The following is a 25,229-nucleotide window of genomic DNA, read 5'->3' as shown; positions in this document are numbered from 1 at the left end:
GCAGAGCTATGGGCGGGCGGCGGCGCAGCGGACAGCGGGACGAGCACGGCGACGGGCGGACGGCGAGGCCGACCGGCGACGGCAGCGGGCGGCGGTGCCACGTTGTCGGGACGTTGAAGAACGCGTGTTACGCGTCAGGATCCTTATCGATTTTCTTCAGGCGAAACCAAGTCAGCCCTGCACCTCCGGAGCAAAGAACCGAATACCGCTTCGCGGATGCTGCCAATGTAGCGGCAGCCTTGGCTTTTGCGAGAGCCTTATCGCGAGCATCACTACCCGATTCAGCCTCAATCTCTAAGAAGTATTCGCCGGCCGGGAACTGATACATCAGCTTATTTGTATCGTCGTGAGCGAACCGCCGAAAGCCGCGAGCATGCATCTCTGCATGGAGCGTTTCATATTCGTTGGCGTCAGGGGAGTGTTCTTTGGTCCGCTCGTCGCCTTTGTGAAGAACGACCCGCGTGGTGACGTAGTAGCTCGACATTTCTTGCCTCCCGGTGGCAGAAATACGAAGTTGTTTGTTTTTAGGCGGGCTGTATGGCGGATATGTCCGCTTTGATCTTCTGAAACCCTTGCCACATAAGGCTGTCTGGCGGAAGCGGTGAGATTCGAACTCACGGACGGTTGCCCGTCGCTGGTTTTCAAGACCAGTGCCTTAAACCACTCGGCCACGCTTCCATGCGAGGCGGCATTGTAACCGAAATGCCGCGCCGTTTTGCCGTCAATCGTCGCGCAGGAACAGTTCCTGCAGATCGTTCAGGAAACGCTGGCCGAGCGGCGTCGGCGCGATCCGCGTGAAGTCGCGCGTGATGAGTCCGCGCCGTTCCGCTTCCTGCAGCGCCGGCTCGATCGTGCTGATCGGCAGCCCCGTGCGCTCGACGAAGCTGTGCACGGGAAAGCCTTCGACGAGCCGCAGCGTGTTCAACATGAACTCGAACGGCAGGTCGCGTGCGCCGACTTCGCGCTCCTCCTGCACCGGCGTGCCGGCGATCGCCTGTTCGATGAAGGTCGCCGGGTGCTTGTAGCGCGCCTGCCGCAGGATCCGGTTCGGAAACGACAGCTTCGTGTGCGCGCCCGCGCCGATCCCGAGGTAGTCGCCGAAGCGCCAGTAGTTCAGATTGTGTTTGCAGCGATGGTTCGGCTTCGCATACGCGGACACTTCATACCGTTCGTACCCGGCTTCCGCGGTGCGCGCATGAATCCATTCCTGCATGTCGGCCGACGCGTCGTCGTCGGGCACCGCCGGCGGAAACTTCGCGAACAGCGTGTTCGGCTCGAGCGTCAGGTGGTACAGCGACAGATGCGGCGGCGCGAACGACAGCGCGGTCTCGATGTCGGCGCGGCATTCGTCGAACGTCTGGTTCGGCAGCGCGAACATCAGGTCGAGATTGAAGTTGTCGAAGGTCTTCGCGGCGATCTCGACGGCGGCGCGCGCCTGCGCCGTGTCGTGGATGCGGCCGAGCGCCTTCAGGTGCGCTTCGTTGAAGCTCTGGATGCCGACCGACAGCCGGTTCACGCCGCTCGCGCGAAACTGCGCGAACTTCGCGGCTTCGAACGTGCCGGGATTCGCCTCGAGCGTGATCTCCGCGTCCGCGTCGAGCGGCAGCAGCGCGCGCACATCCGACAGCAGCCGGTCGAGGCCGGCCGCCGACAGCAGGCTCGGCGTGCCGCCGCCGATGAACACCGTATGCACCTGCCGGCCCCACACGAGCGGCAGCGCGTGCTCGAGATCGGCGCGCAGCGCGTCGAGATACTCGGTTTCCGGGAAGCGCTCGCCTTTCCATTCGTGCGAGTTGAAATCGCAGTACGGGCACTTGCGCACGCACCACGGGAAATGGACGTACAGCGCGAGCGGCGGCAGCGACGTGAGCCGCACCTGTCCGGGCGACGTGAACGTCGCGACCACGCGTGCGCCGGTTTCCGCAGCCTGACTCATGCGGCCTCCCGCACACGGTTGACGACGACGCGCGTCATGCTTCCTCCGCGAGTCGCGCGAGCAGCGCCTTCAGCGCGCGCGCACGATGGCTGTGCGCATTCTTCACGGCCGGTTCGAGTTCGGCGGCCGTCGCGCCGAGCGAGGGCAGATAGAAATACGGGTCGTAGCCGAATCCGTGTTCGCCGCGCGGTGTGTCGACGATTTCGCCTTCCCAGCGGCCTTCGGCGAACAGCGGTTCGGGATCGTCCGCATGGCGCACGAGTGCGAGCACGCAGCAGTAGTACGCGCGGCGGTCGTCGATGCCGCGCAGCTGCTCGACCAGATAGGCGTTGTTCGCCGCGTCGCCCTTCTCGCGGCCCGCACGCTGCGCGTAGCGCGCCGAATAGACGCCGGGCGCGCCGCGCAGCGCGCGCACGCAGAGCCCCGAATCGTCGGCGATCGCCGGCAGCCCGGTGAGCTGCGATGCGTGGCGCGCTTTCGTCAGCGCGTTTTCGATGAAGGTGCGAAACGGCTCCTCGGCTTCCGGCACGGCGAGCTCGCCTTGCGGCACGATTTCGATGCCGACCGTCGAGAACAGCGCGGCGAACTCGCGCAGCTTGCCGGGATTGTTCGACGCGAGCACGATGCGCGACAGCGGGGCGGTCATGCGATGCTCAGACATGGCGCAGGCCCAGCACGTCCTTCTGCAGCTGCACGAGCGTGCCGATGCCGCTTTGCGCGAGATCGAGCAGCGCGTTCATCTCGGCGCGCGAGAACGGCACGCCTTCGGCGGTGCCCTGGACTTCGACGAAGCCGCCCGCGCCTGTCATCACGACGTTCATGTCGGTGTCGCAGCGTGAGTCTTCCGCGTAGTCGAGGTCGAGCACCGGCGTGCCTTCGTACACGCCGACCGAAATCGCGGCGACGTGATCGACGATCGGCGAGCGTTCGAGCTTGCCGGCCGCAAGCAGCGTCGACACCGCATCGTGCGCGGCGACGAAGGCGCCGGTGATGCTCGCGGTGCGCGTGCCGCCGTCGGCCTGGATCACGTCGCAGTCGAGGTGGATCGTGCGCGGGCCGAGCGCTTCGAGATCGAACACGGCGCGCAGCGCGCGGCCGATCAGGCGCTGAATTTCCTGCGTGCGGCCGGTTTGCTTGCCGCGCGCGGCCTCGCGATCGCTGCGCGTGTGCGTCGCGCGCGGCAGCATGCCGTATTCGGCGGTGAGCCAGCCCTGTCCGCGCTCGCGCAGGAACTCGGGCACGCGCTCGGCGACGCTCGCCGTGCAGATCACCTTCGTGTCGCCGAATTCGACGAGCACGGAGCCTTCCGCGTGCTTCGTGTAGTGGCGGGTGAGCGCGACCTTGCGCAGTTCGTCTGCGCGGCGGCCGCTCGGGCGGGAAAGGGAGGACGTCATGAGCGAATCGTGAGGAGGAAGAGGAAACCCCGATTTTAGCGCCGAACGGCGGGCTTGCCCGGGGGGGCGTCCGCAAAAATGGGATAATGCGCGCTTCCCGCCCCGCGCTTCGGAACGCGCCGGGCGCCTCGACATATCCTGCCCGCAAGGGCACCCAGACGGCGAGACGAACCATGATTTACAGCATGACGGGCTACGCGAGCGCGACGCGCGAACTCGCGGCGGCCACCGGCAATGGCGGCGCCAGCGTGTCGGTCGAACTGCGCACCGTGAACTCGCGCTTCCTCGACCTGAACTTCCGCATGCCGGACGACGTGCGCGCGTGTGAACCCGCGCTGCGCGAAATGCTGATGAACAAGCTGTCGCGCGGCAAGGTCGACGTGCGCATCAACCTGCAGCGCGGCGAGCAGAGCATCGGCGCCGGCGCGCTGAATCAAACGGCGCTCGGTCAGCTCGCCGATCTCGAGCGCTCGGTGCTCGACGCGTTTCCCGGCGTCGGCCGGCTGCGCGCGGGCGAAATCCTGCGCTGGCCGGGCGTTCTCGCCGAGAGCGGCGTGTCGGCCGACGCGATCCGCGATGCGGTGCTCGCCTGCGGCAAGGAAGCGATCGGCGAACTCGTCGTCGTGCGCTCGCGCGAAGGCGCGCAGCTCGCGACGATGCTGCTGTCGAACGTCGCCGAGATGGAGGCGATCGTCGCGCGCATCACGCCGCTCGTGCCGGAGCTGATCGCGAAGCATCAGCAGAAGATCGTCGAGCGGCTGCAGGAAGCGCTCGGCATCGCGGCGCCGGAAGGCAGCGCGCCGATCGTGTCGCGCGAAGAGGCCGCGGAACGCATTCGTCAGGAAGTGACGATGTACGGGATCCGGATCGACATCGCGGAAGAGCTGTCGCGGCTCACCGCACACCTGAACGAAACGCGTCACGTGATCGAGAAGGGCGGCCGTGTCGGCAAGCGTCTCGACTTCATGATGCAGGAACTGAATCGCGAAGCGAACACGCTCGGCTCGAAGGCAGCGGCGAAGGAACTCGCCGACGCGTCGATGGCGCTGAAGCTGCTGATCGAGCAGATGCGCGAGCAAGTGCAAAACCTGGAGTAAAAGCAAGATGACCGAATCCACCCGCGACGGCCACGCGTCGCATTCACTGCACGGCGGCGTTTATCCCGGCAACCTGTTCATGGTCGTCGCGCCGTCGGGCGCCGGCAAGTCGACGCTCGTGAATGCGCTGCTGTCGAAGGACAGCGACATCCGCCTGTCGATCTCGTACACGACGCGCAAGCCGCGTCCGGGCGAGCAGGATGGCCAGCACTATCATTTCACGACGGTCGAGGATTTCCGCGCGCGGCACGCGGCGCACGAATTCCTCGAAAGCGCGGAAGTGCACGGCAACTACTACGGCACGTCGCGTCTCTGGATCGAAGAGCAGATGAAGAGCGGCCACGACGTGCTGCTCGAGATCGACTGGCAGGGCGCGCAGCAGGTGAAGAAGCAGTTCCGCAACGCGGTCGGCATCTTCATTCTGCCGCCGTCGCTCGACGCGCTCGAGGAGCGGCTGAAAAAGCGCGGCCAGGACGAGCCGAACGTGATCACGCGACGCCTGCTCGCGGCGGGCAGCGAGATGGCGCACGCGTCCGAAGCCGAGTACGTCGTGATCAACGAGAACTTCGATCGTGCGCTCGCGGAGCTCGAATGCATCGTCGCGGCGACGCGTCTGCGCTTTGCGTCGCAGTACGCGCGGCACACGGAGCTGTTCATCGAACTCGGTATCCATCTGCCCCACGCGGAATGACGCGGGGCATGAGGGACATAAGGTAGAATAAGGACTATATTCAGAAGGAATTACCAACATGGCTCGCATTACTGTCGAAGACTGCCTGAAGCAAATCCCGAACCGCTTCGAACTGGCGCTCGCCGCCACCTATCGCGCGCGGCAGCTCGCGCAAGGCCATACGCCGAAGATCGAAAGCCGCGACAAGCCGACCGTCGTCGCGCTGCGCGAGATCGCGGCCGGCCAGGTCGGCCTCGAGATGTTGAAGAAGGTGCCGGTGTAACGCGCACCCGGCCCGTTTCAGCCATGTAATTCACCGCGCGCAACGACTCGACCAGGAGGCGAATATGAGCACCACCCCATCGTCCGCCTCCGCGGATGCGATCACCGAAGACACGGTCCGGTCGCCGGCGCGCCAGTACATCGACGCGGTCCTCGAACAGTCCTTCCGGCACCTGTTCGGGCCGACCGCCACTCCGGAGCAGCCGCGCAAGCACGGCGTCGTTTCGATTGCGAATCTGACGGCCGCGCTTGCCGAGTATCTCGGTCCGGACGAAATCAAAGAGGTGAAGGCGGCGTTCCATTTCAGCGACGAAGCCCACCTCGGTCAATATCGCCAGAGCGGCGAACCCTACATCACCCATCCTGTCGCCGTCGCCGAAATCTGTGCGGGCTGGAAGCTCGACGCGCAGGCGATCATGGCGGCGCTGCTGCACGACGTGATGGAAGACCAGGGCGTCACGAAGAGCGAGCTCGCCGAGCGCTTCGGCCCGAAGGTCGCCGAGCTCGTCGACGGCCTGTCGAAACTCGACAAGATGGAATTCCGCAGCCGCGAGGAAGCGCAGGCGGAAAACTTCCGCAAGATGCTGCTCGCGATGGCGCGCGACGTGCGCGTGATCCTCGTGAAGCTCGCCGACCGCCTGCACAACATGCGCACGCTCGGCGCGGTGCCGATGGAAAAACGTCGCCGCGTCGCGCGCGAAACGCTCGACATCTATGCGCCGATCGCGCACCGGCTCGGTTTGAACAACACGTATCGCGAGCTGCAGGACATGAGCTTCGCGAACTTCAATCCGCATCGCTACGCGACGCTCGAGAAGGCCGTGAAGGCCGCGCGCGGCAATCGCCGCGAAGTGATCGGCAAGATCCTCGAGGCCGCGCAGCGCGCGATGGCCGACGCGAAGCTCGATGCCGAGATCACCGGGCGCGAAAAGACGATCTACAGCATCTACCGCAAGATGCGCGACAAGCAGCTGTCGTTCTCGCAGGTGCTCGACGTGTACGGCTTTCGCGTCGTCGTCGACAGCCCGCTCGACTGCTACACGTGCATCGGCGCGCTGCATGCGCTCTACAAGCCCGTACCGGGCAAGTTCAAGGACTACATCGCGATCCCGAAGATCAACGGCTATCAGTCGCTGCACACGACGCTCGTCGGGCCGTTCGGCGCGCCGATCGAATTCCAGGTGCGCACGCGCAAGATGCACGAGATCGCGGAAGCCGGCGTGGCCGCGCACTGGCTCTACAAGAACGGCGGCGCGGATCTGAACGACGTGCAGAAACGCGCGCATCAGTGGCTGAAATCGCTGCTCGACATCCAGAGCGAAGCCGGCGATTCGAGCGAATTCCTCGAGCACGTGAAGATCGACCTGTTCCCCGACGCGGTCTACGTGTTCACGCCGAAGTCGAAGATCATGGCGCTGCCGCGCGGCGCGACCGCGCTCGACTTCGCGTATTCGATCCACAGCGATCTGGGCAACCAGTGCGTCGCCGTGAAGATCAACAACGAACTGCTGCCGCTGCGCACCGAGCTGAAGAGCGGCGACATCGTCGAGGTGATCACCGCGCCGTATTCGAAGCCGAATCCGGCATGGCTCGGCTTCGTGCGCACCGGCAAGGCGCGTTCGGCGATTCGTCATTATCTGAAGACGATGCGGCTGAACGAGTCGGTGCAGCTCGGCGAGCGGCTCGTCGACCAGAGCCTGAAGGGCTACGGTCTGTCGTTGGCCGACGTCGCGCCCGAAGTGTGGGAAAAGCTCGTGCAGTGGACGGGCAACAAGAGCCGTCAGGAAATCTTCGCCGACATCGGCCTCGGCCGCCGCGTCGCGGCGGTGATGGCCAAACGCATCGAGGTGCTGATGAGCGGCCGCGACGCGGACGACGATCTGCCGAAGGGCGAGCGCCACGTCGTGCAGCACGCGCCGCCGGTCGTCATCACCGGCACGGAAGGGATGTCGGTGCAGTTGTCCGCGTGCTGCCGCCCGATCCCGGGCGACGCGATCATGGGCTATATCGGCATCGGCCTCGGGATGGCGATCCATACGACCGACTGCCGTGTCGCGCAGCGCATCCACCGCCGCGATCCGGGCCGCTGGATCGACGTCGAATGGGCGCCGCAGCCGGGCCGGCTGTTCGACGTCGCGGTGAAGGCGCTCGTGAAGAACACCAAGGGTATCTTCGCGCGCGTGGCGGCCGACATCACGTCGGCCGACGCGAACATCGTGCACATCGCGATGGACGAGGATCTCACGCACGAATCGACGGTGCTGCGCTTCGTGATCCAGGTCAGCGATCGCGTGCATCTGGCAAACGTGATGCGTCGCGTGCGCACGAATCCGGACGTCATGCGCATCATGCGCGAGCGCTCGACCGACGACGGCACGCATGCGCGCCACGACGGCGGAATGCGCATCGAGCGCGAGCGGCAGGATTACTGACCGGGGATGAATCGAATGACGAAACGGCGGCCGCGGGCCGCCGTTTTTGTATGTGCGTTCGGCAGGGAAGGGGGCGCGACGCGCGTGCGGAACGGGCGGACAAGAAAAAAGGGCCTTCCCGAAGGAAGGCCCTGATGAGGTGGCGCGGCTGGCAGGATTCGAACCCACGACCCCTTGGTTCGTAGCCAAGTACTCTATCCAACTGAGCTACAGCCGCACGCAGAAGAGGGATTATAGCAGGGTTATATAAAAAGGGAAGCCTTATTCGCAAATTGTGCGGCGCGACCGCGCTGCGACGCCCTTCGTGTACCCTTGACGCATCAGTCAACCGCATTTCGAATCTGCATCATGAACAAGGCGTTTGTCAAAGAGTCCGACGGCGACGACGACGATCTCGACCAGGCCCAGACCGCCATTCCGGCGGGCGCGAAGAACTACATCACGCCGGCCGGCCACAAGCGGCTGAAGGACGAGTTGCTGAACCTGATCGACGTCGAGCGGCCGGAAGTCGTGCGGCTCGTGTCGTGGGCCGCATCGAACGGCGATCGTTCCGAGAACGGCGACTATATCTACGGCAAGCGGCGGCTGCGCGAGATCGACCGCCGTATCCGCTTCCTGACCAAGCGGCTCGATCTCGCCGAAGTCGTCGACGCCAGCCGGCAGGAAAACGTCGATCAGGTCTTCTTCGGTGCGACTGTCGATTACGCGACGCCGGACGGCGAAGAGCACACGATCACGATCGTCGGCATCGACGAGGTCGATCTCGATCGCGGCTGCGTGAGCTGGATCTCGCCCGTCGCACGTGCGCTGATCAAGGCGAGGATCGGCGACACCGTCACGCTGATGACGCCGGCCGGCCCGCAGCCGATCGACGTGCTCGACGTGCGCTATCCGGCGCGCGGCGACGCGTAAGCGTGCAGACGCGTAGACGCTTGGACGCGATAGCGCACCGCCGTAACGACAAAGCGCCCCGATCGGGGCGCTTCGTCATTCGAGCGGCGGCCGGCGAGCCGCGCGGCGCGTCGCTCAGAAGCGGTGACGCATGCCGGCCGTCACCGCGATCTGCTTGTTGGTCGACGACGCAACGCCGAGGCCGTTGATGTTCGCGCCGACCGCGAGGCCGTCCCCGTTCACGCGCTGGTATTCGCCCTGCAGATACAGATCGGTGCGCTTCGACAGCGCGTAGTCGGCCTGCAGGTTGAACTGGTGCCAACTCGGCTTCTGTCCTTCCATGCGGCCGTCGGTGTACGTGTACGAGCCCGCGAGCGAGAACGCCGGCGTCAGTGCATAGCGCGCGTTCAGTTCGTAGTTGTTGAAGCGCGTGTCGCCCGTCAGCGGGATGCCGCCCGACACGCCCGACTGCCCGGCGCTGATGCCGGCCGAATCGGTGAGGCGCGTCTGCGTGAACACGAAGCCCGCGGTTGCCGGGCCGAACGCGTAGTTGAGGCCGGCGCCCCAGGTGCGCTGCCGGCTTGCCGCGAACGTCCAGTCGCCGGCCACTGCGCCCGGATCGCTGGCCGCGAGCGCGAGCGAATTGATGTTGTTGTTCAGCTGCATGTAGGCGGCCGCGACGTTGAAGCCCATGAAGCTGTACGACGCGCCGACGCTGTACGCGCGGTTGTTCGAGAAATCGGTCGAATTCGAGAAGCCGTAGAGCGCGCCGAACTTCAGTCCGCCGAAGTCTGCGCTTTGATACTTGACCGCATTGCTGATCCGGAACGAGTTGTTCAGGTTGTCGTTATCGAACGGGTGCGCGAACTGCGTGCCGCCGTATTGCGTCCCCGTCAGCGACAGCGGGCCGAGGAAGTCGACGACGCTGTCGTACTGGCGACCGAGCGTCAGCGAGCCGAACCCGCTATGCGCGAGGCCGACGAATGCCTGGCGGCCGAACTCGCGGCCGTTCTGCTTCAGCGTGCCGTTGTTGATCCCGAAGCCGTTCTCCAGCGTGAAGATCGCCTTCAGTCCGCCGCCGAGGTCCTCGGTGCCGCGCAGCCCCCAGCGGCTGCCGTTGATCGAGCCGCTCGTCTCCTGCCACGCGCTATGGCCGCCCTGGTTGTTCGTATACGTGATGCCGGCGTCGATCAGCCCGTAGAGCGTGACGCTGCTTTGCGCGTGCGCGGCCGCGCACACGCCGGACAGGGCGGCGAAGATCAGGGTCTTTTTCATGGAATGCTGTCTCCAGACACGATGATGTCGATCGGACCTGTTGCCGGGCGCGACGGAGTCGGGCGGCATCGTCGGAAATCCACTTGAAGTGTAAGGAGCGTGCCGCAAGCGGACGAAAACCGCTTCCGGCAATACTGTATTTTGGATTTGGAAATGATCTGGGTGGATTGAAAACCCTATTGAGATCAAGGGGTTACAGTCCGCGAGGGCGCGCGGCGAAGCGCGGCGCGCGTCCGCCGTGCGTTGCGCGACGGCGACACGCGCCCTCTAGCCGCCCGCGGCCGCTATAGCGCGATTATTGACACATCGGCAATAGAGGTTTGTGCGGGCCATGGCTAATGTAAGGATGTTATCTCGCTATACTGCGGTTTCTGCTTTCCGAAGCAGACTTTTTCGTTGACGGAAAAGATCTCCAAACCTTTGTCGGCGCGACTTCCCAGTCGCGCTTTTTTTTGCCCGTTTGGTCCGTCGGTTGCCCTTACTGCCCGTATGAGCGCCGTTTGCGCTTGCCCGCGGGGGGCGTGTCGTCGGTGTCCGCCTGCGGCGGCGTGTACGTCCAGTCTTCCATCACGTAGTGGCGCGCATCCAGCGGGGACGCCAGAAGGTTCTGCCAGCGATCGCCATGCCACGTCGGGTCGAACTCGGTGTCGCACGGCGCAGTACGGGACGTTTCAGCCAGCGCGCGGGACTTGCGGCGCACGCGCGCGAGCCGACTCGCGAAGCGCTTGATTCCGTCCAGCCACATGACCCTCTCCTCAAACTGCGTTGTCTCAGGATCGCAACATCCGGCGCGTCGTGCAACCGTAAAAACCCCGACGATTTACCGACGGGATACGTCCCCGGTAGGATTTTCACTATCAGATTAATAATGGATCCGATCCCGGTAATATTGACAGGGTTTCTGATGCGAATCAATTAATCATCAGTGATGCGGTACCGATTCCGTCCGTATTCGTTTTTCGCGTAAAGCGAACGTTAAAAATTTTCTTGACGCGCCCGGATTGTCCCATTTATAAAGTGAGCACTCCGTCCTCGGGCGCAGTGCCCGGTACCGGTGCCGGCGCTCGATCGCGGGATTTCGGGAATCAGCTATAACGTAGCGATTTTTTTATCAAATTGAGTGGGGAACGAAGGTATGGATACCGGTATCGTGAAATGGTTTAACGATGCTAAAGGTTTCGGCTTTATTACGTCCGACAATGGCGGCGAGGATTTGTTTGCGCACTTTTCCGAAATCCGGATGGACGGTTTCAAGACGCTGAAGGAAAACCAGCGCGTTTCGTTCGACGTGAAGGTCGGGCCGAAGGGCAAGCAGGCTGCGAACATCCAGGCGCTCTGACGCGCCACGCATGGCCGATCAAGCAGGCCCCCGCAATGGCGGGGGCTTTTTGCATCTGGGCGGCGAATCGCGCCGCCGGTGGTGCATACTCACGGCAGCACCGCTTTTCCGTCCTTTCATGTCCGATTCCTGCCCGCCCGATCCCGCCAGCGAACAACCGCTCGTCTTCGTCGACCTTGAAACCACCGGCGGCACGCCTGCCGAGCACCGGATTACCGAAATCGGCGTCGTCGAAATCGGGCCGCTCGGCGTGTCGACCTGGACGACGCTCGTCAATCCCGGGCAGCCGATTCCGCCGTTCATCCAGCAATTGACCGGCATCTCGGACGCGATGGTGCGCGACGCGCCGTCGTTTGCCGAACTCGCGCCGGCGCTGTTCGAGCGCCTCGACGGCAAGCTGTTCGTAGCGCACAACGCGAGCTTCGACCGCGGCTTCCTGCGCACGGAGTTCGAGCGGGCCGGCTTCGCGTTCAATCCGGACGTGCTCTGCACGGTACGCCTGTCGCGTGCGCTGTTTCCGCGCGAATCGCGGCATGGTCTCGACGCGCTGATCGCGCGGCACGGCCTCGTACCCGCCGCGCGGCACCGCGCGCTCGCCGATGCCGATCTGCTCTGGCAATTCTGGCGGCACCTGCACGGCATCGTGCCGCTCGAGCGGCTGCGCGACCAGATCGCGCGGACGACGCGCCGGTTCCGGCTCGCGGGCGAGGTGACCGAAGCGCTGCTCGACACGGCGCCGGCGGGCTGCGGCGCGTATGCGCTGTTCGGCGAGGAAGACCAGCCGCTCTACGTCGGCCGCAGCGTGCGCGTGCGGCAGCGGCTGCGCGCGCTGCTGACCGGCGAGCGGCGTTCGTCGAAAGAGATGCGGATCGCGCAGCAGGTGCGGCGCGTCGAATGGCGGGAAACCGGCAACGAGCTCGGCGCGATGCTGGTCGAAGCGCAGTGGGTCGCGCGGTTGCGGCCATCGTACAACCGCCGTCCGGCTGCCGAGCCGGTGCGCGCGGGCGGCGCGCCCTGGCCGTTCGACGGCGCCGTCGCGTTCGAGGCGCATGGCGAGCGGCGGCTCTTTCATGTGATCGACGGCTGGTGCTACCTCGGCGGTGCCGAGTCGCTCGATGCGGCCGCGCGCCTCGCCGCCGATGCCGCGGGCGGCGCGTTCGAACCGTTCACGCACCGTCTGCTGCAGACCCACCTCGCGCGCGGTCTGCAATTGATTCCGCTCGCTGCGGTGACGTCGGCCGCCTGAGCGGCGGGTGCGACGCCCGCGCCGGTATCAGCCGATCGCGCTTGCGCCGCCGCCCGCGCACACGTGCGACAGCGCCGTATCGAGCGCGGGCGTCCGGCTCGAATCGTAGCGCGTGAGCGCCTTCCAGTTCGCGATGCTGCGTGCGAGACGCGCCTGGCAGTCGGGCGCATCGCGCAACGGCGCGACCTGTGCGAGACCGGCCAGCATTTTCTGCGTCAGCCGGTCGAGCGCCGGCCGCGTGCTCGTCGCGAGATCGGGCGGCGTGCCTTCGGGCGGCCGCGTCGCGCGCCATGTCGCGAACAGCGCGTTCTGCACGTCCTTGCTCGCGGCGATCTGGTCCTCGAAGAACGTGCGCGCGAACGACGCATCGAGGCCCGTCTGCGCCGCGCGCTGTTCGACGGCCGCGAGCAGCGCGGCCTCGCGCGGACGATCCTCGATCGGCTGACGGTTCGCCCATTTCCAGCGCGCGACCGGCTCGGCAAGCGCGAGACGCTGCGACGCGAGCGCGACGAGGTTGGTGAGCGCGGTATCGTCGCCGTCCGCGCGAACGGGTTGCGACGACGAGAAGAGGGCGAGACCGAGCGCGACGGCAGCGGCGCTGACATGAAAGGCTTGCTTCATCGGAATGATCGGAGGGGCGGGGTGGACCCGAGGTGGAAAACCAGAAGGATAGACGAACGCGGTCGCGCGGCGTGGCGACGCAGCGGAAGAATCAGCGGGCGAGCCGATCCGGCACCGTCAGGCCGTTGCAGCCCGGGTGCGAAGAAAACTGCGCAACAGACGCAGCGATGAACCGCACGATGACGACGATCGACACGTGTCGGTTACAGAGCGGAACGGTCGTTCACTTCGGCGAGTACAGCTTGTGCTGCTCGTCGAAGAACGCCCGCACATGCTCGGGCAATTCGGCGAGGAATTCCACGCCGACGGGTTCCGGATCCGGGCTCATCACTTGCTCGGGCGGCGGCATGCGGGTCGGTCTTTCGTCCATGGTCATTTCTCCAACGGGTTCAACGATTATCAACCTCGTGCTCGGATTTGTGCCAGAGACGAATCGTTAGATTTTGTCTCTGTTGTATTAACGGCACATGCGCTGCAGCACGCGCTGTGATGCCCGCTATTGCCGTCTGCAGAATCGGCAACAGTCGGGCCGCTTGTTATACTTGCGCGCACTTTTTCCTGGACCGCGATGAAACGAACGACGCGATGGATCGGCCTGGTTTGGCTGGCGCTGGTACTGAACGTACTGTCGCCCGTCATCGGCTACGCGCGCGTCGCGTCGAGCGGCTCCGGCCCGCTGACGCTCGAATTGTGCAGTGCAGCGGGCGCACGCCATGTCGTGCTCGCGCAGGCGGACGACGATCGCGCCGCGTCGTCGTTCGATCACGCCGGCGTGCCGCACTGCGTGTACTGCCCCGGCTTTGCGGCGAACCTCGCGCTCGGCGCGAGCCTGCCGCCGCTGCCCGGCTTCGTGCGGGCCTTCGCGTACCGCGCCGTCGCGCCCGTCGCAGCGGACGTCAGACGCACGGGCCTGCGTCTCGCGCAACCGCGCGCTCCCCCTGAAAACACCGCGATCTGATTGACGTCGTCCGTGCGCCGCTGCGGCGCACGGTCCGCCGCCCGCGGCCGATGCCGCGCGCCGTGCGTTTGCTGCGCGGCGCGCCGGCGTCCGTGTTCGCACGGCGGTATCCGGTCACGTTTTCAGGAAATTCTCCATGTTGCTTACCCTTGCCGCGCGACCGACGCGCGGCCGGCTTGCGCTGGCGTGCGCGGCCGCTTTTGCCTTGCCCGGCGCGTATGCGGCATCGTCCGACAGCGCGCCGACCGATCCGGTTCGCGATCCCGCGAACCGCTCCGCGCGGGCCGTCGTGCCCGCGGCTTCCGCTGCTTCGGCTGCTTCCGCTGCTGCCGCCGAACCGGCCGGCGACACGCTGAGCGCCGTCAGCGTGATGGCCCAGCGCGAGCCGCTCGATCCCGATACGCCGGCCGTCGTCGAATCGATGACGCGCGAGCGCATCGACACGCATACCAACGTCACGACCGAGGACGCGCTGAAGTACGCGCCGAACCTCATGGTGCGCAAGCGCTATATCGGCGACCGCAACAGCGTGTTCGCAGGGCGCGACTTCAACGAGCTGCAGAGCGCGCGCGGCCTCGTCTATGCGGACGGCCTGCTGTTGTCGAACCTGCTAGGTTCGAGCTATGCGTATCCGCCGCGCTGGTCGCTGATCGCGCCCGACGACATCGCGCGCGTCGACGTGCTGTACGGCCCGTTTTCGGCGCTGTATCCGGGCAATGCGATCGGCTCGACCGTGCTACTGACCACGCGGCGGCCGGACAAGCTCGAGGCGTCGCTGTCGACGCAGTTCTTCACGCAGCGCTATCGCGACGGCTACGGATTCGCCGACAGCTTCGGCGGCAATCATCAGACTGCGCGGATCGCGAACCGCATCGGCCGCTTCTGGTTCTCGCTGTCGCTCGACCGGCTCGAGAACGACGGTCAGCCGATGCAGTACGCGAGCCCGAACGCGAGCTACAACGCGAAACTCGGCCGCGCGGTGCCCGTCACGGGCGCCGCCACCGACATCGGGCCGAACGGCAAGGCGCGCACGATCGTCGGCGCGCAATCGCTCGAGCGCACCGAGCAGATCAACGAAACCGTGCGCATGGGCTATGCGTTCACCGACCGCGTCGACGCGACGCTGACGCTCGGGCATTGGGAGAATCACTACCGCCAGCACGGCGACACGTTTCTGCGCGACGCGGCCGGCCAGCCGGTCTACGGCGGCAACGTGGCGATCGGCGGGCAGAACCTGACGATCGCGCCCGGCGCGTTCGCGCCGCAGCGCGGCGACCAGGAGAACTGGCTGTACGCGTTCGGGCTGAACGGCCGGCTCGCGTCGGGCTGGCGGCTGTCGGGCATCGTGTCGGCGTACGACGTGTCGCGCGACGTGCTGCGCGCCGCGTCTACCGCGCAGGGCGGGGCCGGCACGCTGTTCCAGGGTGACGGCACCGGCTGGCGCACGCTCGACCTGAAGGCCGAAGCGCCCGAGGTGCACGGTCATGCGTTCACGTTCGGCTATCACTACGACAACTATTTCCTGCGCAACGTCACATACAACACGGCCGACTGGCTGAACGGTCCGGTCACGTCGCTCGCCAGCGTCTATCGCGGCGATACGCGCACGCAGGCGCTCTACGCGCAGGACGCATGGCGCTTCGCGCCGGCCTGGCTCGCGACGCTCGGGCTGCGCTACGAGCGCTGGGATGCCTACGGCGGCGCGCTCGGCAACGCGAGCGGCACGTTCGGCTATGCGGATCGCAGCGCCAACGCGCTGTCGCCGAAAGTTGCGCTGCAATGGGATGCGACCGACGTGTGGCGCTTCCGGCTGTCGTTCGCGACCGGCACGCGTTTTCCGACGGTCGGCGAGCTGTTCCAGGGGACGATCTCGAACAACGCGATCGTCAACAACAATCCGAACCTGCGCCCCGAAAAGGCGATCGACTGGGACTTCACCGCGGAGCGCGACGTCGGCGTCGGCGTCGTGCGTGCGAGCGTGTTCCAGAGCGATCTGCGCGATTCGATCTACAGCCAGACGACGGTCGCCGGCGCCTCGACGGTCACCAACATCTCGAACGTCGACCGCGTGCGCGTGCGCGGCGTCGAACTCGCGTTCAGCGGCGAAAACGTCGGGCTCAAGGGGCTCTCGATCGACGCGAACGTATCGGCGAGTAATGCGCAGATTCTCGCCGATGCCGCCAACCCCGCGTACGTCGGTTCGCGCTTTCCGCGCATTCCGCGGATGCGCGCGAATCTGCTCGCATCGTATCGCTTCGACGAGCACTGGCTCGCGAGCGTCGGCGTGCGCTATTCGGGCCGGCAGTTCAACACGCTCGACAACAGCGACGTGAATCCCGACGTCTATGGCGGCACGAGCGCGTTTACGGTCGTCGACGTGAAGGCGCGCTATCGCTTCGATCGTCACTGGACCGCATCGGTCGGCATCGACAACCTGACGGACCGCCGCTACTACGTGTTCCACCCGTATCCGGGTCGCACTTTCTATGGAGAACTGAAATGGTCGCTGTGAAATCGATCGTCGCCGGCTGCGCGCTGTGGCTCGCGGCGCTGTCGCCGGCCGGCGCGCACGATGCGCCGGCGCCCGCCGATCCGCATGCCGCGCACATGAGCATGGCGGGCGCGCCCGCGCAGCAGAAGGCGCCGCTTGCGACCGGCGCCGCGTTCGACGCGCAGCATCGGCTGTGGGTCGCGTGGGTCGAAGGCGCGCATGTCGTCGTCGCGCATTCCGACGATGCGGGCCGCACCTTGTCCGCGCCGGTCGTCGTCAACGCGATGCCGGAGCCGATCTACACGAGCGCGGAGAATCGGCCGAAGGTCGCGACGAGCCCGGACGGGCGCGCGGTCTATGTGTCGTGGTCGATGCCGCTCGATGCGCCGTACACCGGCATGGTCCGCTTCTCGCGTTCGCTCGACGGCGGCGCGACCTGGAGCGTGCCGACGACCGTGCATCGCGATCGGCAGGCGATCACGCACCGCTTTGACATGATGGCCGTCGACCGGGCCGGCAATATCGCGATCGCGTGGATCGACAAGCGCGATCTCGTCGCCGCGAAGGCCGCGGGGCGCAGCTACGATGGCGCGGCCGTTTACTACGCGGTATCGCGCGACGGCGGCGCCTCGTTCGAGCCCGAGCGCAAGGTGACCGATCACACCTGCGAGTGCTGCCGGATCGCAATGACGATCGATCCGGCAGGCCGCATTCAGGCGGCCTGGCGCAACGTGTTTCCCGGGCAGATCCGCGACCATGCGCTCGCGGTGCTGCCGGTGTCGGCGTCGGCGCCTGTCGTGCCGCTGCGCGCGACGTTCTCGAACTGGCATGTCGAAGCGTGTCCGGAGCACGGGCCCGCGCTCGCGATCACGCCGGACGGCACGCGCCATCTCGCCTGGTTCGGCGTCGTCGACGGCCGCGCCGACGTGTTCTATTCGCGCATCGGCGCGGACGGCCAGCCGCGCGGCACGCCGTGGGCCTTCGGCGCGGATCCGGCGCGACCGGCCGAGCAGGTGTCGCATCCGGCACTCGTGTCGCGCGGCGATGTCGTGTGGCTCGCGTGGAAGGCGTTCGACGGCGAGGCGATGCAGATCAAGCTGCGCCGCTCGGACGATCTCGGCGCACACTGGTCGGCGCCACGCGTGATCGCCTCGACGTCGGGCGCGAGCGACAACCCGCAACTGCTCGACGATGCGGGCCGCATCTATCTGTCGTGGCGCACGCGTAACGACGGTTACCGGCTGATCGCGGTGGAGGACGGGCAATGAAGCGGCTGATCGCATCGACGATGCTCGTGCTGGCGAGCGTGTCTGCATGGGCGGCCGGCACGCTGCAGCCGTTGCGCGCGGCCGAGGTTGCGACGCTGTACGCCGGCGCGCACGAACGTCCGCTCGCGGTCGAGATCTGGTCGCTCGATTGCGGCTACTGCCGCGAGAACGCTGCGCATCTCGTCGCGTGGCAGCGTCGTCATCCGGATGTGCGTGTCGCGATGATCGCGATGGATGCGTACGACGACAATCGCGCGGCGCTCGAACAGGCGCTCGCGCAGATGAACCTGCCGCCGCAGATCGCGCAGTATGCGAATGCGGAGCCGATGCCCGAGCGTCTGCGCGCGGCGCTCGATGCGGGATGGCGGGGCGAGATGCCGCGCACCGTGTGGATCGCGCGCGACGGCGCGCGCGAGGCGCGCAGCGGGTTGCTCAGCGACGACGTGCTCGACGGCTGGCTGCAGCGTACGAAGCGGCGCTGAAACGGAACGCGGCGCGCGGCGAAGGGGCCGCGCGCCGCGCTCGATACGGAGCGCGCCCGCGGGCGCGCGGAGACGATCGTCAGGCTCGTCGGAACAGGCGGATGATGAACAGCAGGATCACCGCACCGATTACCGCAATGATCACCGAGCCGATGAAGCCGCTGCCGACGCTGATGCCGAGCACACCGGCCAGCCAGCCGCCGATCACCGCGCCGACGATCCCGACGATGATGTCGACGATCAGCCCGAAGCCGCCGCCCTTGACGAGTACGCCCGCGAGCCAGCCGGCGATGGCGCCGATGATGAGCCACATAATCAAGCCATGAGTCATATTGATCCTCTCCTTGTGTTGAGTCGAAATGACCGGACATCGGCGGAGTGCCGCAAGCGCTGGGCGAGTGCGGCTGACGATCCGTCGTGCCGCCTTCGCAATGTAACGCGATAGACGGGTCGGAATCGTTAAGTAATGTTATGCATGCTTAACGCGATTTTCCAGTTGATTTGTCTGATGAGCGGGCGCGAATGCGCAGCATGTTCTCCGTAATGAAAATGTAATGATGACCGTGGCGACTGCGTATCCGCGTGCGTCCCGCCTGAACGAAAGCTACGGTTTCCTGACGAACGCACTCGGCATACGGACCGTGCCGACGAATGCTTGCGCGAGCGTCGCTCTGCCGCATCTGCAAGCGCTCGGCACTCTTGAAGCCGTGCGTGCTGCCCTTATCTTCACGGCGTGGTGGTTCGGCGCGAATGCGCCGGACCGTAGTCGACTGCTTCGTGTGTGCAGGCAGCATGCGCGGACGAACGCAGTGCGTGTCGCGCTCGCCCGTGCATCGTTCGCCTGCCTTCCGAAATACAGGAGGTGGAAAATGGACTTCAGGAATCTGATTCCGTGGAACCGCGATCGCAACGTGCCGGCCGTGCGTCAGCGCGAGGACGATCATCCGGTGCTGGCGCTGCATCGCGAAATGAATCGGCTCTTCGACGACTTCTTCCGCAGCTTCGATATGCCCGCACGTTTCGGCTCGTCGCTGGCGTCGTCGTTCGGCTGGCCGAACATCGAGCTCAACGAGAGCGACGACGCGATCACTGTGGTCGCGGAGCTGCCCGGCCTCGAACAGAAGGACATCGACGTGTCGCTCGATCACGACGTGCTGACGATCCGCGGCGAGAAGAAGGGCGGTTCGACCGGCGCCGTCTACAGCGAGCGGTGGCAAGGCGCGTTCCAGCGTTCGGTGCAGTTGAGCCCGGACGCCGACCCCGAGAAGGTGACGGCCAGCTTCCGCAACGGCGTGCTCACCGTGACGATCGCGAAGCGGCCCGACGCGCAGAGCCGCGTGCGCCGCATCCCGGTGAACGGGTAATTCGTGCAAGCGGCCGGCAGCGATGCCGGCCGTTTTTTCTGCTGCCGTCGTGCGCGAAACGCGGCGCGCGTCGCGCGAATGCGAACCGGCCGCTCGGCTTGAATTTTTCGTCGCGTGCGCTATGTTATGTGTCGCTCGGCAGTTGCGGTTCACGCACTGCGTGTTTCGATTTGTGTGTCGGCGGCCATGCTCGCGACAGACGAACTGGAGCGCGTGGTCCGGTTCGGCTTGCGCGCAGGCCCCTCGGAAATCAGGAGCCAGTGATGAGCGATTTTTTCTTCGACGTGAATCTGCGTGGCGATCTGCGGCGCCTGCAACGGCAGATCGCGCATTTCTTCGCGGGTCTTCCCGCGCGGCTGCGCGCAACGCGCATCGGCCGCTTCTTCGATGCGCGCCAGGCCGCAACTTCTGACGATACCGCGCCGCAACGGCGCGACGATCCGGTGCATCGCACGTAACGGGATGCGCCGTACACGGAGAAACGAGCCATGATCGATCCCGTCAGACACGAACACTGGAAGGGCTTCGAGATCGACACGCGCGAGATGCCGGTCAGGCATTGCGCGACGCCGTCGGCGACGCACGATACGTACGTCGCGCTCGTGCGCATCGTGCGTGCAGGGACCGTGCTGGCCGACTGGCATCTGCCGCGCTATGCGCAGCAGTGGGCGAGCGCCGACGAGGCGCACCGCGAAGCCGTGGAATATGCGATCAAGGCGATCGCGTCGGGACGCGTCGGCGCCGCGGCCTGACGATTGCTCGCCGACGCACACGCGACCATCGGAGGCAATATGCAGACGGAAACGTTCAGCGAATACCGAAGTTGCGCAATCCGTACCGTCGTCACGACGGAAGAGGACGGCCGCTACACGGCGGCCGCGATCGTCGCCGACCGCGACGGCGAGACGCGCACGCTCGGCGTCGAAGGCAACTTCGCGGAGTCGGACGAAGCGCGCGATCGCGCAATGGAACTGGCGATCGCGTGGATCCAGCAGCGCAGCATCGTGTCGGAGCGCTGCGTGCGACACGCATAGCGTGTTGCGCCGCGTATCGCGGCCCGGAAAGCAAAAAGCCCAGTCGCGAGGACTGGGCTTTTTGGCTGAATCAGTGGTGCCGGAGATAGGAGTCGAACCTACGACCTTCGCATTACGAATGCGCTGCTCTACCAACTGAGCTACACCGGCAGCAGAGAAATGAAATTATAGGGTGAAATCCGAGACCTTGGCAATAGGTTTTGCGAAATTTTTTTCAGCGCCGGGCGCCTGCTTCGCGAAACCCTCGATCCGGCGGACTGCCCGCTTTCACTTCACCGCGATGCGGCCTGTCAGGGCCACATCGCGAGGCGCGATTTTACTTGCGTCGCGCGCGTCCGTCCAGTGTTGCGGTGCAAATTATTGGCTTTCGTGGTGATAGGCGGTCACGCGTTCGACTTCGTTCTTCGAGCCGAGGAACACCGGCACGCGCTGGTGCAGGCCGGTCGGCTGGACTTCCATGATCCGCTGCGTGCCGGTGGTGGCCGCGCCGCCTGCCTGCTCGACGATGAACGCCATCGGGTTCGCCTCGTACATCAGGCGCAGCTTGCCCGGGCGGTCCGGCGTGCGCTTGTCGGCCGGATACATGAAGATCCCGCCGCGGTTCAGGATCCGGTGCACGTCGGCGACCATCGAGGCGATCCAGCGCATGTTGAAGTTGTCGCCGCGCGGGCCGTCCTTGCCGGCGTTCAGTTCGTCGACGTAGCGCTTGACCGGGTCGTACCAGTGACGCGCGTTCGAGGCGTTGATCGCGTATTCGCGCGTATCGGCCGGGATCTGCATGTTGCTCTGCGTGAGCACCCACGAGCCGACTTCGCGGTCGAGCGTGAAGCAGTTCACGCCGTTGCCGGTGGTCAGCACGAACACCGTCTGCGGGCCGTATACCGCATAGCCTGCCGCGACCTGCTGCGTGCCGGGCTGCAGGAACGATTCTTCGGTCGCCTGCTTGCCGTCCGGGCAGCGCAGCACCGAGAAGATCGTGCCAATCGACACGTTCACGTCGATGTTCGACGAGCCGTCGAGCGGATCGAACACGAGCAGGTATTCGCCGCGCGGATAGTTCGCCGGGATCGGGAAGAACGTTTCCATTTCCTCCGAGGCCATCGCGGCGAGGTTGCCGCCCCATTCGTTCGCGTCGAGCAGGATCTCGTTCGACAGGATGTCGAGCTTCTTCTGCACTTCGCCCTGGACGTTTTCGCTGCCGGCGGTGCCGAGCGCATCGCCGAGCGCGCCCTTCGACACGTTGTAGCTGATCGCCTTGCACGCGCGGGCGACGACTTCGATCAGCAGGCGCAGGTCGGCGGGGAGGTTATTGGTCTCGCGCTGCTGTTCGATCAGGAACTTGGACAGCGTGGTGCGGCGGGCAATGGACATGACAGACTCCGAAAGGCCAAAGAATCCTTGAGTTGCCGCAATTTTACCTGCCGGGCCTCGGCGGCCGACGGGTTTTTTCGTCCCGTTACAACGCGCGGCGCGCGAATCGGCCCGGTTCGCGTCGCTATGGTGCGGTAGCGCACGCGCGTTGCCGCGAAGCAAACGCGCGCGGCGGGCACGCGCCGCGCCTCATGAAAAAAGGCCGGCACTGCGGGGCGCAGTACCGGCCTCGATGCGCGAGCGCGCCTGCCGCGATGCGTGGCGCGTCAGGCGAGCGCCTTCTCGACGATCTCGCGCACGTCGCGCGATTTCGCGCCCGCGGCGACCTTTTCGAGCGCCTCGCGCATCTTGTCGCGCAGCGCGGGCGTGTAGCGGCGCCACAGCTCGAGCGAACGCGCGAGCCGCGCGGCGACCTGCGGATTGATCGCGTCGAGCGCAAGCACCTGCTCGGCCCAGAACGCGTAGCCCGAGCCGTCCGCCGCGTGGAACTGCGCGGGGTTGGCCGCACAGAAGCTGAAGATCAGCGAGCGCGCGCGGTTCGGATTCTTCAGATTGAACGCCGGATGCGCCATCAGCTTGCGGACCTTCGCGAGCGTCGGCTGCGCGGGCGTGCCGCGTTGCGCGGCCTGCATCGCGAACCACTTGTCGATCACGAGCGCTTCCTTCTCGAAGCGGCGATAGAAGTCGTCGAGCGCGCGCTCGGCCGGCTCGTTCGCGCCTGCCGCCGCCGCGGACAGCAGGGCGCCAAGCGCGGCCGCGCGATCGGTCATGTTGTTCGCCGCGTCGTATTGCGCAGTCGCGAGCCGTACCGCGTCGGCCGGATCCTCGAGTTCCGCGAGATACGCGAGCGCGAGGTTCTTCAGCGCGCGGCGGCCCGACGCTTCGGGCGTCGGCTCGTACGTGCCGGGCGTCTGGTGCTGGTCGTACGCGGTGAGCCATTCGGCGCGCAGCGCGGTCGCGAGCTGGCGACGCACGAACTGGCGCGCGCGATGCACGGCGGCCGGGTCGGCTTCGGCCATCTGGTCGGCGAGGTAGGTTTCCGACGGCAGCGTCAGCGCGAGTTCGCGGAACGCCGGCGACAGGTTCGCGTCGGTCAGCACGCGGCGGAACGCGGCGACGAAGTTCTCGCCGAGCGTCAGCGGCTCGTTCGCGGCCGCGCGCGCAGCGAGCGTCAGCAGCGCGCGCGTCGCGAGCCGCTGGCCGGCTTCCCAGCGATTGAACGCGTCGCTGTCGTGCGCGAGCAGGAACGCGAGATCGTCGTCGCTGTAGTCGTATTCGACGATCACCGGCGCCGAGAAATTGCGCAGCAGCGACGGCAGCGGCGCTTCCGGCACGTCGACGAACGTGAACGTCTGTTCGGTCTCGGTGAACTCGAGCACGCGCGTCGTGCCCGCCGCAGCGGCCTCGCCGTCGAGACGCAGCGGCAGGTCGCGGCCGTCGCGGCCGATCAGCCCGATCGCGAACGGAATCAGCAGCGGACCCTGCTGTGTGTCGCGCGCGGCCGGCGACGCATCGCCGTAGCCCTGCGCGAGCGTGACGGTGTAGCGGCGCGCGGCGGCGTCATACGCGGTGCGCACGCTCACGCGCGGCGTGCCGGCCTGGCTGTACCAGCGCTCGAACTGCGCGAGATCGCGCCCGTTCGCATCGGCCATCGCGTGACGGAAATCGTCGCAGGTGACGGCCTGGCCGTCGTGGCGCTTGAAGTAGAGGTCCATCCCCTTGCGGAAGCCGTCGCGACCGAACAGCGTCTGATACATCCGCACGACTTCCGCGCCTTTCTCGTAGACGGTCATCGTGTAGAAGTTGTTGATCTCGACGTAGCTTTCCGGGCGCACCGGGTGCGCCATCGGGCCGGCGTCCTCGGCGAACTGCAGCTGGCGCAGCACGCGCACGTCCTCGATGCGCTTGACCGCGCGCGCGGCCGATTCGAGATCGTCGCCGGCGGCCATGTCGGCCGAGAACTCCTGGTCGCGGAACACCGTCAGGCCTTCCTTCAGGCTCAGCTGGAACCAGTCGCGGCACGTCACGCGGTTGCCGGTCCAGTTGTGGAAATACTCGTGGCCGACCACCGATTCGATGTTCGCGAAATCGACGTCGGTCGCCGTCTCGGGGTTCGCGAGCACGTACTTCGTGTTGAAGATGTTGAGCCCCTTGTTCTCCATCGCGCCCATGTTGAAGTCGCCGACCGCGACGATCATGAAGCGGTCGAGATCGAGCTCGAGGCCGAAGCGCCGTTCGTCCCAGCGGATCGAATGGATCAGCGAATCCATCGCGTGACGCGTCTTGTCGAGATCGGCCGGCTCGACCCACACCTGCAGCAGCTTTTCCTTGCCGGAGCCGGTCGTGATCCGCTCCTCGATCGCGACGAGCTTGCCCGCGACCAGCGCGAACAGATAGCTCGGCTTGCGGAACGGGTCTTCCCATTTCGCGAAGTGGCGGCCGTCGGGCAGGTCGCCCGAATCGACGAGGTTGCCGTTCGACAGCAGCACCGGATACGCGGCCTTGTCGGCGCGCAGCACGACCGTATACGACGCCATCACGTCGGGACGATCGAGGAAGTACGTGATGCGGCGGAAGCCTTCGGCCTCGCATTGCGTGAAGAAGTTGCCGCTCGATACGTACAGGCCCGACAGCGTCGTGTTCTGGTCGGGCGCGCACGCGCTTTCGAGCGTCAGGTCGAACGTGTCGGGCACGTTCTCGACGGTCAACCCGTGCTCGTGCGCGCGCACGGCGCCGTGCGGTGCGCCGTTCAGCTGGGCGCCGAGGAATTCGAGCGCCTCGCCCATCAGCTCCAGATGCGGTGCGGGCGCGGCATCGGGATTGCGACGCACGCGCATCGTATTCCTGACGATCGTACGGGCCGGCTCGAGATCGAATTCGAGCGCGACGGAATCGATGAGGAAGGCCGGCGGCGTGTAGTCGGCGCGGCGAATCACGGTGGAAGAGGCGTTGTCGGACATGGTCGTCGAGGTCGTGGAAAGGGGATCGGGCCCGCGGCGCGGACCTGGCGAACCGGCTCATTGTACAAAGGCTTGCGGCTGCGCGCCGCGCGAACTTTTTACCGGTTCGGACGGTCCG

26 protein-coding genes and 3 tRNA genes are annotated in these 25,229 nt (G+C 66.1%); 14 read left to right on the top strand and 15 right to left on the bottom strand.

Annotated elements, in window-relative coordinates; all coding sequences use genetic code 11:
* Positions 1-127: 127 nt before the first annotated feature.
* The 5 genes from ACSHSS_RS14710 to rph all read right to left on the bottom strand — a co-directional run bounded on the left by ACSHSS_RS14710 (position 128) and on the right by rph (position 3,330).
* Complete coding sequence (locus ACSHSS_RS14710) at positions 128-484, bottom strand: hypothetical protein (protein WP_445545166.1); 357 nt, start codon at positions 482-484, stop codon at positions 128-130.
* Positions 485-590: 106 nt separating this feature from the next.
* Positions 591-678, bottom strand: a tRNA-Ser gene (locus tag ACSHSS_RS14705).
* Positions 679-721: 43 nt separating this feature from the next.
* A complete protein-coding gene (gene hemW, locus ACSHSS_RS14700; protein ID WP_006415401.1) occupies positions 722-1,936 on the bottom strand; it encodes a radical SAM family heme chaperone HemW in 1,215 nt (404 codons plus the stop codon).
* A 34-nt stretch (positions 1,937-1,970) separates the two neighbouring features.
* Positions 1,971-2,597 (bottom strand): RdgB/HAM1 family non-canonical purine NTP pyrophosphatase, encoded by a 627-nt coding sequence (rdgB, locus tag ACSHSS_RS14695; RefSeq protein ID WP_445545165.1) that lies wholly within the window; start codon positions 2,595-2,597, stop codon positions 1,971-1,973.
* Complete coding sequence (gene rph / locus ACSHSS_RS14690; RefSeq protein WP_006415398.1) at positions 2,590-3,330, bottom strand: ribonuclease PH; 741 nt, start codon at positions 3,328-3,330, stop codon at positions 2,590-2,592. Before rph ends, rdgB begins: the two co-directional genes overlap by 8 nt.
* Positions 3,331-3,503: 173 nt before the next feature.
* On the opposite strand from rph, the gene ACSHSS_RS14685 reads away from it, so the two are divergent.
* The 4 genes from ACSHSS_RS14685 (at position 3,504) to ACSHSS_RS14670 (ending at position 7,811) form a co-directional block, all read left to right on the top strand.
* Entirely contained in the window at positions 3,504-4,427 is a 924-nt protein-coding gene (locus ACSHSS_RS14685; RefSeq protein ID WP_006400785.1) for a YicC/YloC family endoribonuclease, read from the top strand.
* A gap of 7 nt (positions 4,428-4,434) precedes the next feature.
* Positions 4,435-5,118: a guanylate kinase gene (gene gmk / locus ACSHSS_RS14680; protein WP_105841412.1), complete on the top strand. Its 684-nt coding sequence runs from the start codon at positions 4,435-4,437 to the stop codon at positions 5,116-5,118.
* Between the two features lie 58 nt (positions 5,119-5,176).
* A complete protein-coding gene (gene rpoZ, locus ACSHSS_RS14675) occupies positions 5,177-5,380 on the top strand; it encodes a DNA-directed RNA polymerase subunit omega (RefSeq protein WP_006400783.1) in 204 nt (67 codons plus the stop codon).
* Between the two features lie 64 nt (positions 5,381-5,444).
* The gene (locus ACSHSS_RS14670; RefSeq protein ID WP_006400782.1) at positions 5,445-7,811 is read left to right on the top strand and encodes a RelA/SpoT family protein; all 2,367 of its coding nucleotides are present in this window, start codon (positions 5,445-5,447) and stop codon (positions 7,809-7,811) included.
* A 140-nt stretch (positions 7,812-7,951) separates the two neighbouring features.
* On the opposite strand, the gene ACSHSS_RS14665 is transcribed toward ACSHSS_RS14670, so the two are convergent.
* Positions 7,952-8,028: transfer RNA gene (locus ACSHSS_RS14665), tRNA-Arg, on the bottom strand.
* 131 nt (positions 8,029-8,159) lie between these two features.
* On the opposite strand from ACSHSS_RS14665, the gene greB reads away from it, so the two are divergent.
* On the top strand, positions 8,160-8,723 hold the full coding sequence (gene greB, locus ACSHSS_RS14660) for a transcription elongation factor GreB (RefSeq protein ID WP_006400781.1): 564 nt from the start codon (positions 8,160-8,162) through the stop codon (positions 8,721-8,723).
* 114 nt (positions 8,724-8,837) lie between these two features.
* Here greB and ACSHSS_RS14655 read toward each other — a convergent pair whose 3' ends face one another.
* Positions 8,838-9,977: a porin gene (locus tag ACSHSS_RS14655; protein WP_105777150.1), complete on the bottom strand. Its 1,140-nt coding sequence runs from the start codon at positions 9,975-9,977 to the stop codon at positions 8,838-8,840.
* Between the two features lie 478 nt (positions 9,978-10,455).
* Entirely contained in the window at positions 10,456-10,722 is a 267-nt protein-coding gene (locus ACSHSS_RS14650; protein ID WP_445545164.1) for a hypothetical protein, read from the bottom strand.
* Between the two features lie 390 nt (positions 10,723-11,112).
* On the opposite strand from ACSHSS_RS14650, the gene ACSHSS_RS14645 reads away from it, so the two are divergent.
* Together ACSHSS_RS14645 and ACSHSS_RS14640 are read left to right on the top strand one after the other, a co-directional pair.
* Entirely contained in the window at positions 11,113-11,316 is a 204-nt protein-coding gene (locus ACSHSS_RS14645; RefSeq protein ID WP_006400778.1) for a cold-shock protein, read from the top strand.
* A gap of 118 nt (positions 11,317-11,434) precedes the next feature.
* Positions 11,435-12,562, top strand: a complete 1,128-nt coding sequence (locus ACSHSS_RS14640) for an exonuclease domain-containing protein (protein WP_445545163.1) — start codon at positions 11,435-11,437, stop codon at positions 12,560-12,562.
* Between the two features lie 27 nt (positions 12,563-12,589).
* On the opposite strand, the gene ACSHSS_RS14635 is transcribed toward ACSHSS_RS14640, so the two are convergent.
* Positions 12,590-13,183 carry a chorismate mutase gene (locus ACSHSS_RS14635; protein WP_217262481.1) on the bottom strand — a complete coding sequence of 198 codons (594 nt, stop codon included), beginning with the start codon at positions 13,181-13,183 and terminating at the stop codon, positions 12,590-12,592.
* A gap of 223 nt (positions 13,184-13,406) precedes the next feature.
* A complete protein-coding gene (locus tag ACSHSS_RS14630) occupies positions 13,407-13,553 on the bottom strand; it encodes a hypothetical protein (protein WP_009690993.1) in 147 nt (48 codons plus the stop codon).
* 198 nt (positions 13,554-13,751) lie between these two features.
* Between ACSHSS_RS14630 and ACSHSS_RS14625 the strand changes: the two genes are divergently transcribed.
* The 4 genes from ACSHSS_RS14625 (at position 13,752) to ACSHSS_RS14610 (ending at position 18,382) form a co-directional block, all read left to right on the top strand.
* Complete coding sequence (locus ACSHSS_RS14625) at positions 13,752-14,141, top strand: DUF2946 domain-containing protein (RefSeq protein WP_035949646.1); 390 nt, start codon at positions 13,752-13,754, stop codon at positions 14,139-14,141.
* A gap of 136 nt (positions 14,142-14,277) precedes the next feature.
* Positions 14,278-16,653 (top strand): TonB-dependent receptor, encoded by a 2,376-nt coding sequence (locus ACSHSS_RS14620; protein WP_445545162.1) that lies wholly within the window; start codon positions 14,278-14,280, stop codon positions 16,651-16,653.
* Positions 16,641-17,900: an exo-alpha-sialidase gene (locus tag ACSHSS_RS14615; protein ID WP_445545161.1), complete on the top strand. Its 1,260-nt coding sequence runs from the start codon at positions 16,641-16,643 to the stop codon at positions 17,898-17,900. Before ACSHSS_RS14620 ends, ACSHSS_RS14615 begins: the two co-directional genes overlap by 13 nt.
* Positions 17,897-18,382, top strand: a complete 486-nt coding sequence (locus tag ACSHSS_RS14610) for a TlpA family protein disulfide reductase (RefSeq protein WP_445545160.1) — start codon at positions 17,897-17,899, stop codon at positions 18,380-18,382. The genes ACSHSS_RS14615 and ACSHSS_RS14610 overlap by 4 nt, the downstream gene beginning before the upstream one ends.
* A gap of 79 nt (positions 18,383-18,461) precedes the next feature.
* Here the strand turns inward: ACSHSS_RS14610 and ACSHSS_RS14605 are convergent, their stop codons facing one another.
* Positions 18,462-18,713: a GlsB/YeaQ/YmgE family stress response membrane protein gene (locus tag ACSHSS_RS14605; protein WP_006400770.1), complete on the bottom strand. Its 252-nt coding sequence runs from the start codon at positions 18,711-18,713 to the stop codon at positions 18,462-18,464.
* A 538-nt stretch (positions 18,714-19,251) separates the two neighbouring features.
* Between ACSHSS_RS14605 and ACSHSS_RS14600 the strand changes: the two genes are divergently transcribed.
* Positions 19,252-19,746, top strand: a complete 495-nt coding sequence (locus ACSHSS_RS14600) for an Hsp20/alpha crystallin family protein (RefSeq protein ID WP_012213913.1) — start codon at positions 19,252-19,254, stop codon at positions 19,744-19,746.
* 149 nt (positions 19,747-19,895) lie between these two features.
* On the opposite strand, the gene ACSHSS_RS14595 is transcribed toward ACSHSS_RS14600, so the two are convergent.
* Positions 19,896-20,195, bottom strand: a complete 300-nt coding sequence (locus ACSHSS_RS14595; RefSeq protein ID WP_181147308.1) for a hypothetical protein — start codon at positions 20,193-20,195, stop codon at positions 19,896-19,898.
* A gap of 39 nt (positions 20,196-20,234) precedes the next feature.
* Between ACSHSS_RS14595 and ACSHSS_RS14590 the strand changes: the two genes are divergently transcribed.
* Both ACSHSS_RS14590 and ACSHSS_RS14585 read left to right on the top strand, forming a co-directional pair.
* Entirely contained in the window at positions 20,235-20,498 is a 264-nt protein-coding gene (locus ACSHSS_RS14590) for a hypothetical protein (protein ID WP_060144169.1), read from the top strand.
* Positions 20,499-20,537: 39 nt separating this feature from the next.
* Positions 20,538-20,780, top strand: coding sequence for a hypothetical protein (locus tag ACSHSS_RS14585; protein WP_006400764.1), 243 nt, complete (start codon positions 20,538-20,540; stop codon positions 20,778-20,780).
* A gap of 74 nt (positions 20,781-20,854) precedes the next feature.
* Here ACSHSS_RS14585 and ACSHSS_RS14580 read toward each other — a convergent pair.
* From ACSHSS_RS14580 to pepN, 3 genes are all read right to left on the bottom strand, one after another.
* A tRNA-Thr gene (locus tag ACSHSS_RS14580) sits at positions 20,855-20,930 on the bottom strand.
* A 207-nt stretch (positions 20,931-21,137) separates the two neighbouring features.
* Entirely contained in the window at positions 21,138-22,151 is a 1,014-nt protein-coding gene (locus tag ACSHSS_RS14575; RefSeq protein ID WP_006400763.1) for a class 1 fructose-bisphosphatase, read from the bottom strand.
* Between the two features lie 266 nt (positions 22,152-22,417).
* Positions 22,418-25,111, bottom strand: coding sequence for an aminopeptidase N (gene pepN / locus ACSHSS_RS14570; protein ID WP_039225157.1), 2,694 nt, complete (start codon positions 25,109-25,111; stop codon positions 22,418-22,420).
* Positions 25,112-25,229: the final 118 nt, after the last annotated feature.

This window comes from Burkholderia sp. BC1, from assembly GCF_052683555.1.
Note: the sequence above shows the minus strand (reverse complement) of the source record. Positions and strands in the feature narration are given on the sequence as shown.

Bases quoted from the DNA above. Each gene is read 5' to 3' on its own strand.
- ACSHSS_RS14710 (WP_445545166.1), bottom strand. From the start codon at position 484: ATGTCGAGCTACTACGTCACCACGCGGGTCGTTCTTCACAAAGGCGAC.
- hemW (WP_006415401.1), bottom strand. From the start codon at position 1,936: ATGAGTCAGGCTGCGGAAACCGGCGCACGCGTGGTCGCGACGTTCACG.
- rdgB (WP_445545165.1), bottom strand. From the start codon at position 2,597: ATGTCTGAGCATCGCATGACCGCCCCGCTGTCGCGCATCGTGCTCGCG.
- rph (WP_006415398.1), bottom strand. From the start codon at position 3,330: ATGACGTCCTCCCTTTCCCGCCCGAGCGGCCGCCGCGCAGACGAACTG.
- ACSHSS_RS14685 (WP_006400785.1), top strand. From the start codon at position 3,504: ATGATTTACAGCATGACGGGCTACGCGAGCGCGACGCGCGAACTCGCG.
- gmk (WP_105841412.1), top strand. From the start codon at position 4,435: ATGACCGAATCCACCCGCGACGGCCACGCGTCGCATTCACTGCACGGC.
- rpoZ (WP_006400783.1), top strand. From the start codon at position 5,177: ATGGCTCGCATTACTGTCGAAGACTGCCTGAAGCAAATCCCGAACCGC.
- ACSHSS_RS14670 (WP_006400782.1), top strand. From the start codon at position 5,445: ATGAGCACCACCCCATCGTCCGCCTCCGCGGATGCGATCACCGAAGAC.
- greB (WP_006400781.1), top strand. From the start codon at position 8,160: ATGAACAAGGCGTTTGTCAAAGAGTCCGACGGCGACGACGACGATCTC.
- ACSHSS_RS14655 (WP_105777150.1), bottom strand. From the start codon at position 9,977: ATGAAAAAGACCCTGATCTTCGCCGCCCTGTCCGGCGTGTGCGCGGCC.
- ACSHSS_RS14650 (WP_445545164.1), bottom strand. From the start codon at position 10,722: ATGTGGCTGGACGGAATCAAGCGCTTCGCGAGTCGGCTCGCGCGCGTG.
- ACSHSS_RS14645 (WP_006400778.1), top strand. From the start codon at position 11,113: ATGGATACCGGTATCGTGAAATGGTTTAACGATGCTAAAGGTTTCGGC.
- ACSHSS_RS14640 (WP_445545163.1), top strand. From the start codon at position 11,435: ATGTCCGATTCCTGCCCGCCCGATCCCGCCAGCGAACAACCGCTCGTC.
- ACSHSS_RS14635 (WP_217262481.1), bottom strand. From the start codon at position 13,183: ATGAAGCAAGCCTTTCATGTCAGCGCCGCTGCCGTCGCGCTCGGTCTC.
- ACSHSS_RS14630 (WP_009690993.1), bottom strand. From the start codon at position 13,553: ATGGACGAAAGACCGACCCGCATGCCGCCGCCCGAGCAAGTGATGAGC.
- ACSHSS_RS14625 (WP_035949646.1), top strand. From the start codon at position 13,752: ATGAAACGAACGACGCGATGGATCGGCCTGGTTTGGCTGGCGCTGGTA.
- ACSHSS_RS14620 (WP_445545162.1), top strand. From the start codon at position 14,278: ATGTTGCTTACCCTTGCCGCGCGACCGACGCGCGGCCGGCTTGCGCTG.
- ACSHSS_RS14615 (WP_445545161.1), top strand. From the start codon at position 16,641: ATGGTCGCTGTGAAATCGATCGTCGCCGGCTGCGCGCTGTGGCTCGCG.
- ACSHSS_RS14610 (WP_445545160.1), top strand. From the start codon at position 17,897: ATGAAGCGGCTGATCGCATCGACGATGCTCGTGCTGGCGAGCGTGTCT.
- ACSHSS_RS14605 (WP_006400770.1), bottom strand. From the start codon at position 18,713: ATGACTCATGGCTTGATTATGTGGCTCATCATCGGCGCCATCGCCGGC.
- ACSHSS_RS14600 (WP_012213913.1), top strand. From the start codon at position 19,252: ATGGACTTCAGGAATCTGATTCCGTGGAACCGCGATCGCAACGTGCCG.
- ACSHSS_RS14595 (WP_181147308.1), bottom strand. From the start codon at position 20,195: ATGCACCGGATCGTCGCGCCGTTGCGGCGCGGTATCGTCAGAAGTTGC.
- ACSHSS_RS14590 (WP_060144169.1), top strand. From the start codon at position 20,235: ATGATCGATCCCGTCAGACACGAACACTGGAAGGGCTTCGAGATCGAC.
- ACSHSS_RS14585 (WP_006400764.1), top strand. From the start codon at position 20,538: ATGCAGACGGAAACGTTCAGCGAATACCGAAGTTGCGCAATCCGTACC.
- ACSHSS_RS14575 (WP_006400763.1), bottom strand. From the start codon at position 22,151: ATGTCCATTGCCCGCCGCACCACGCTGTCCAAGTTCCTGATCGAACAG.
- pepN (WP_039225157.1), bottom strand. From the start codon at position 25,111: ATGTCCGACAACGCCTCTTCCACCGTGATTCGCCGCGCCGACTACACG.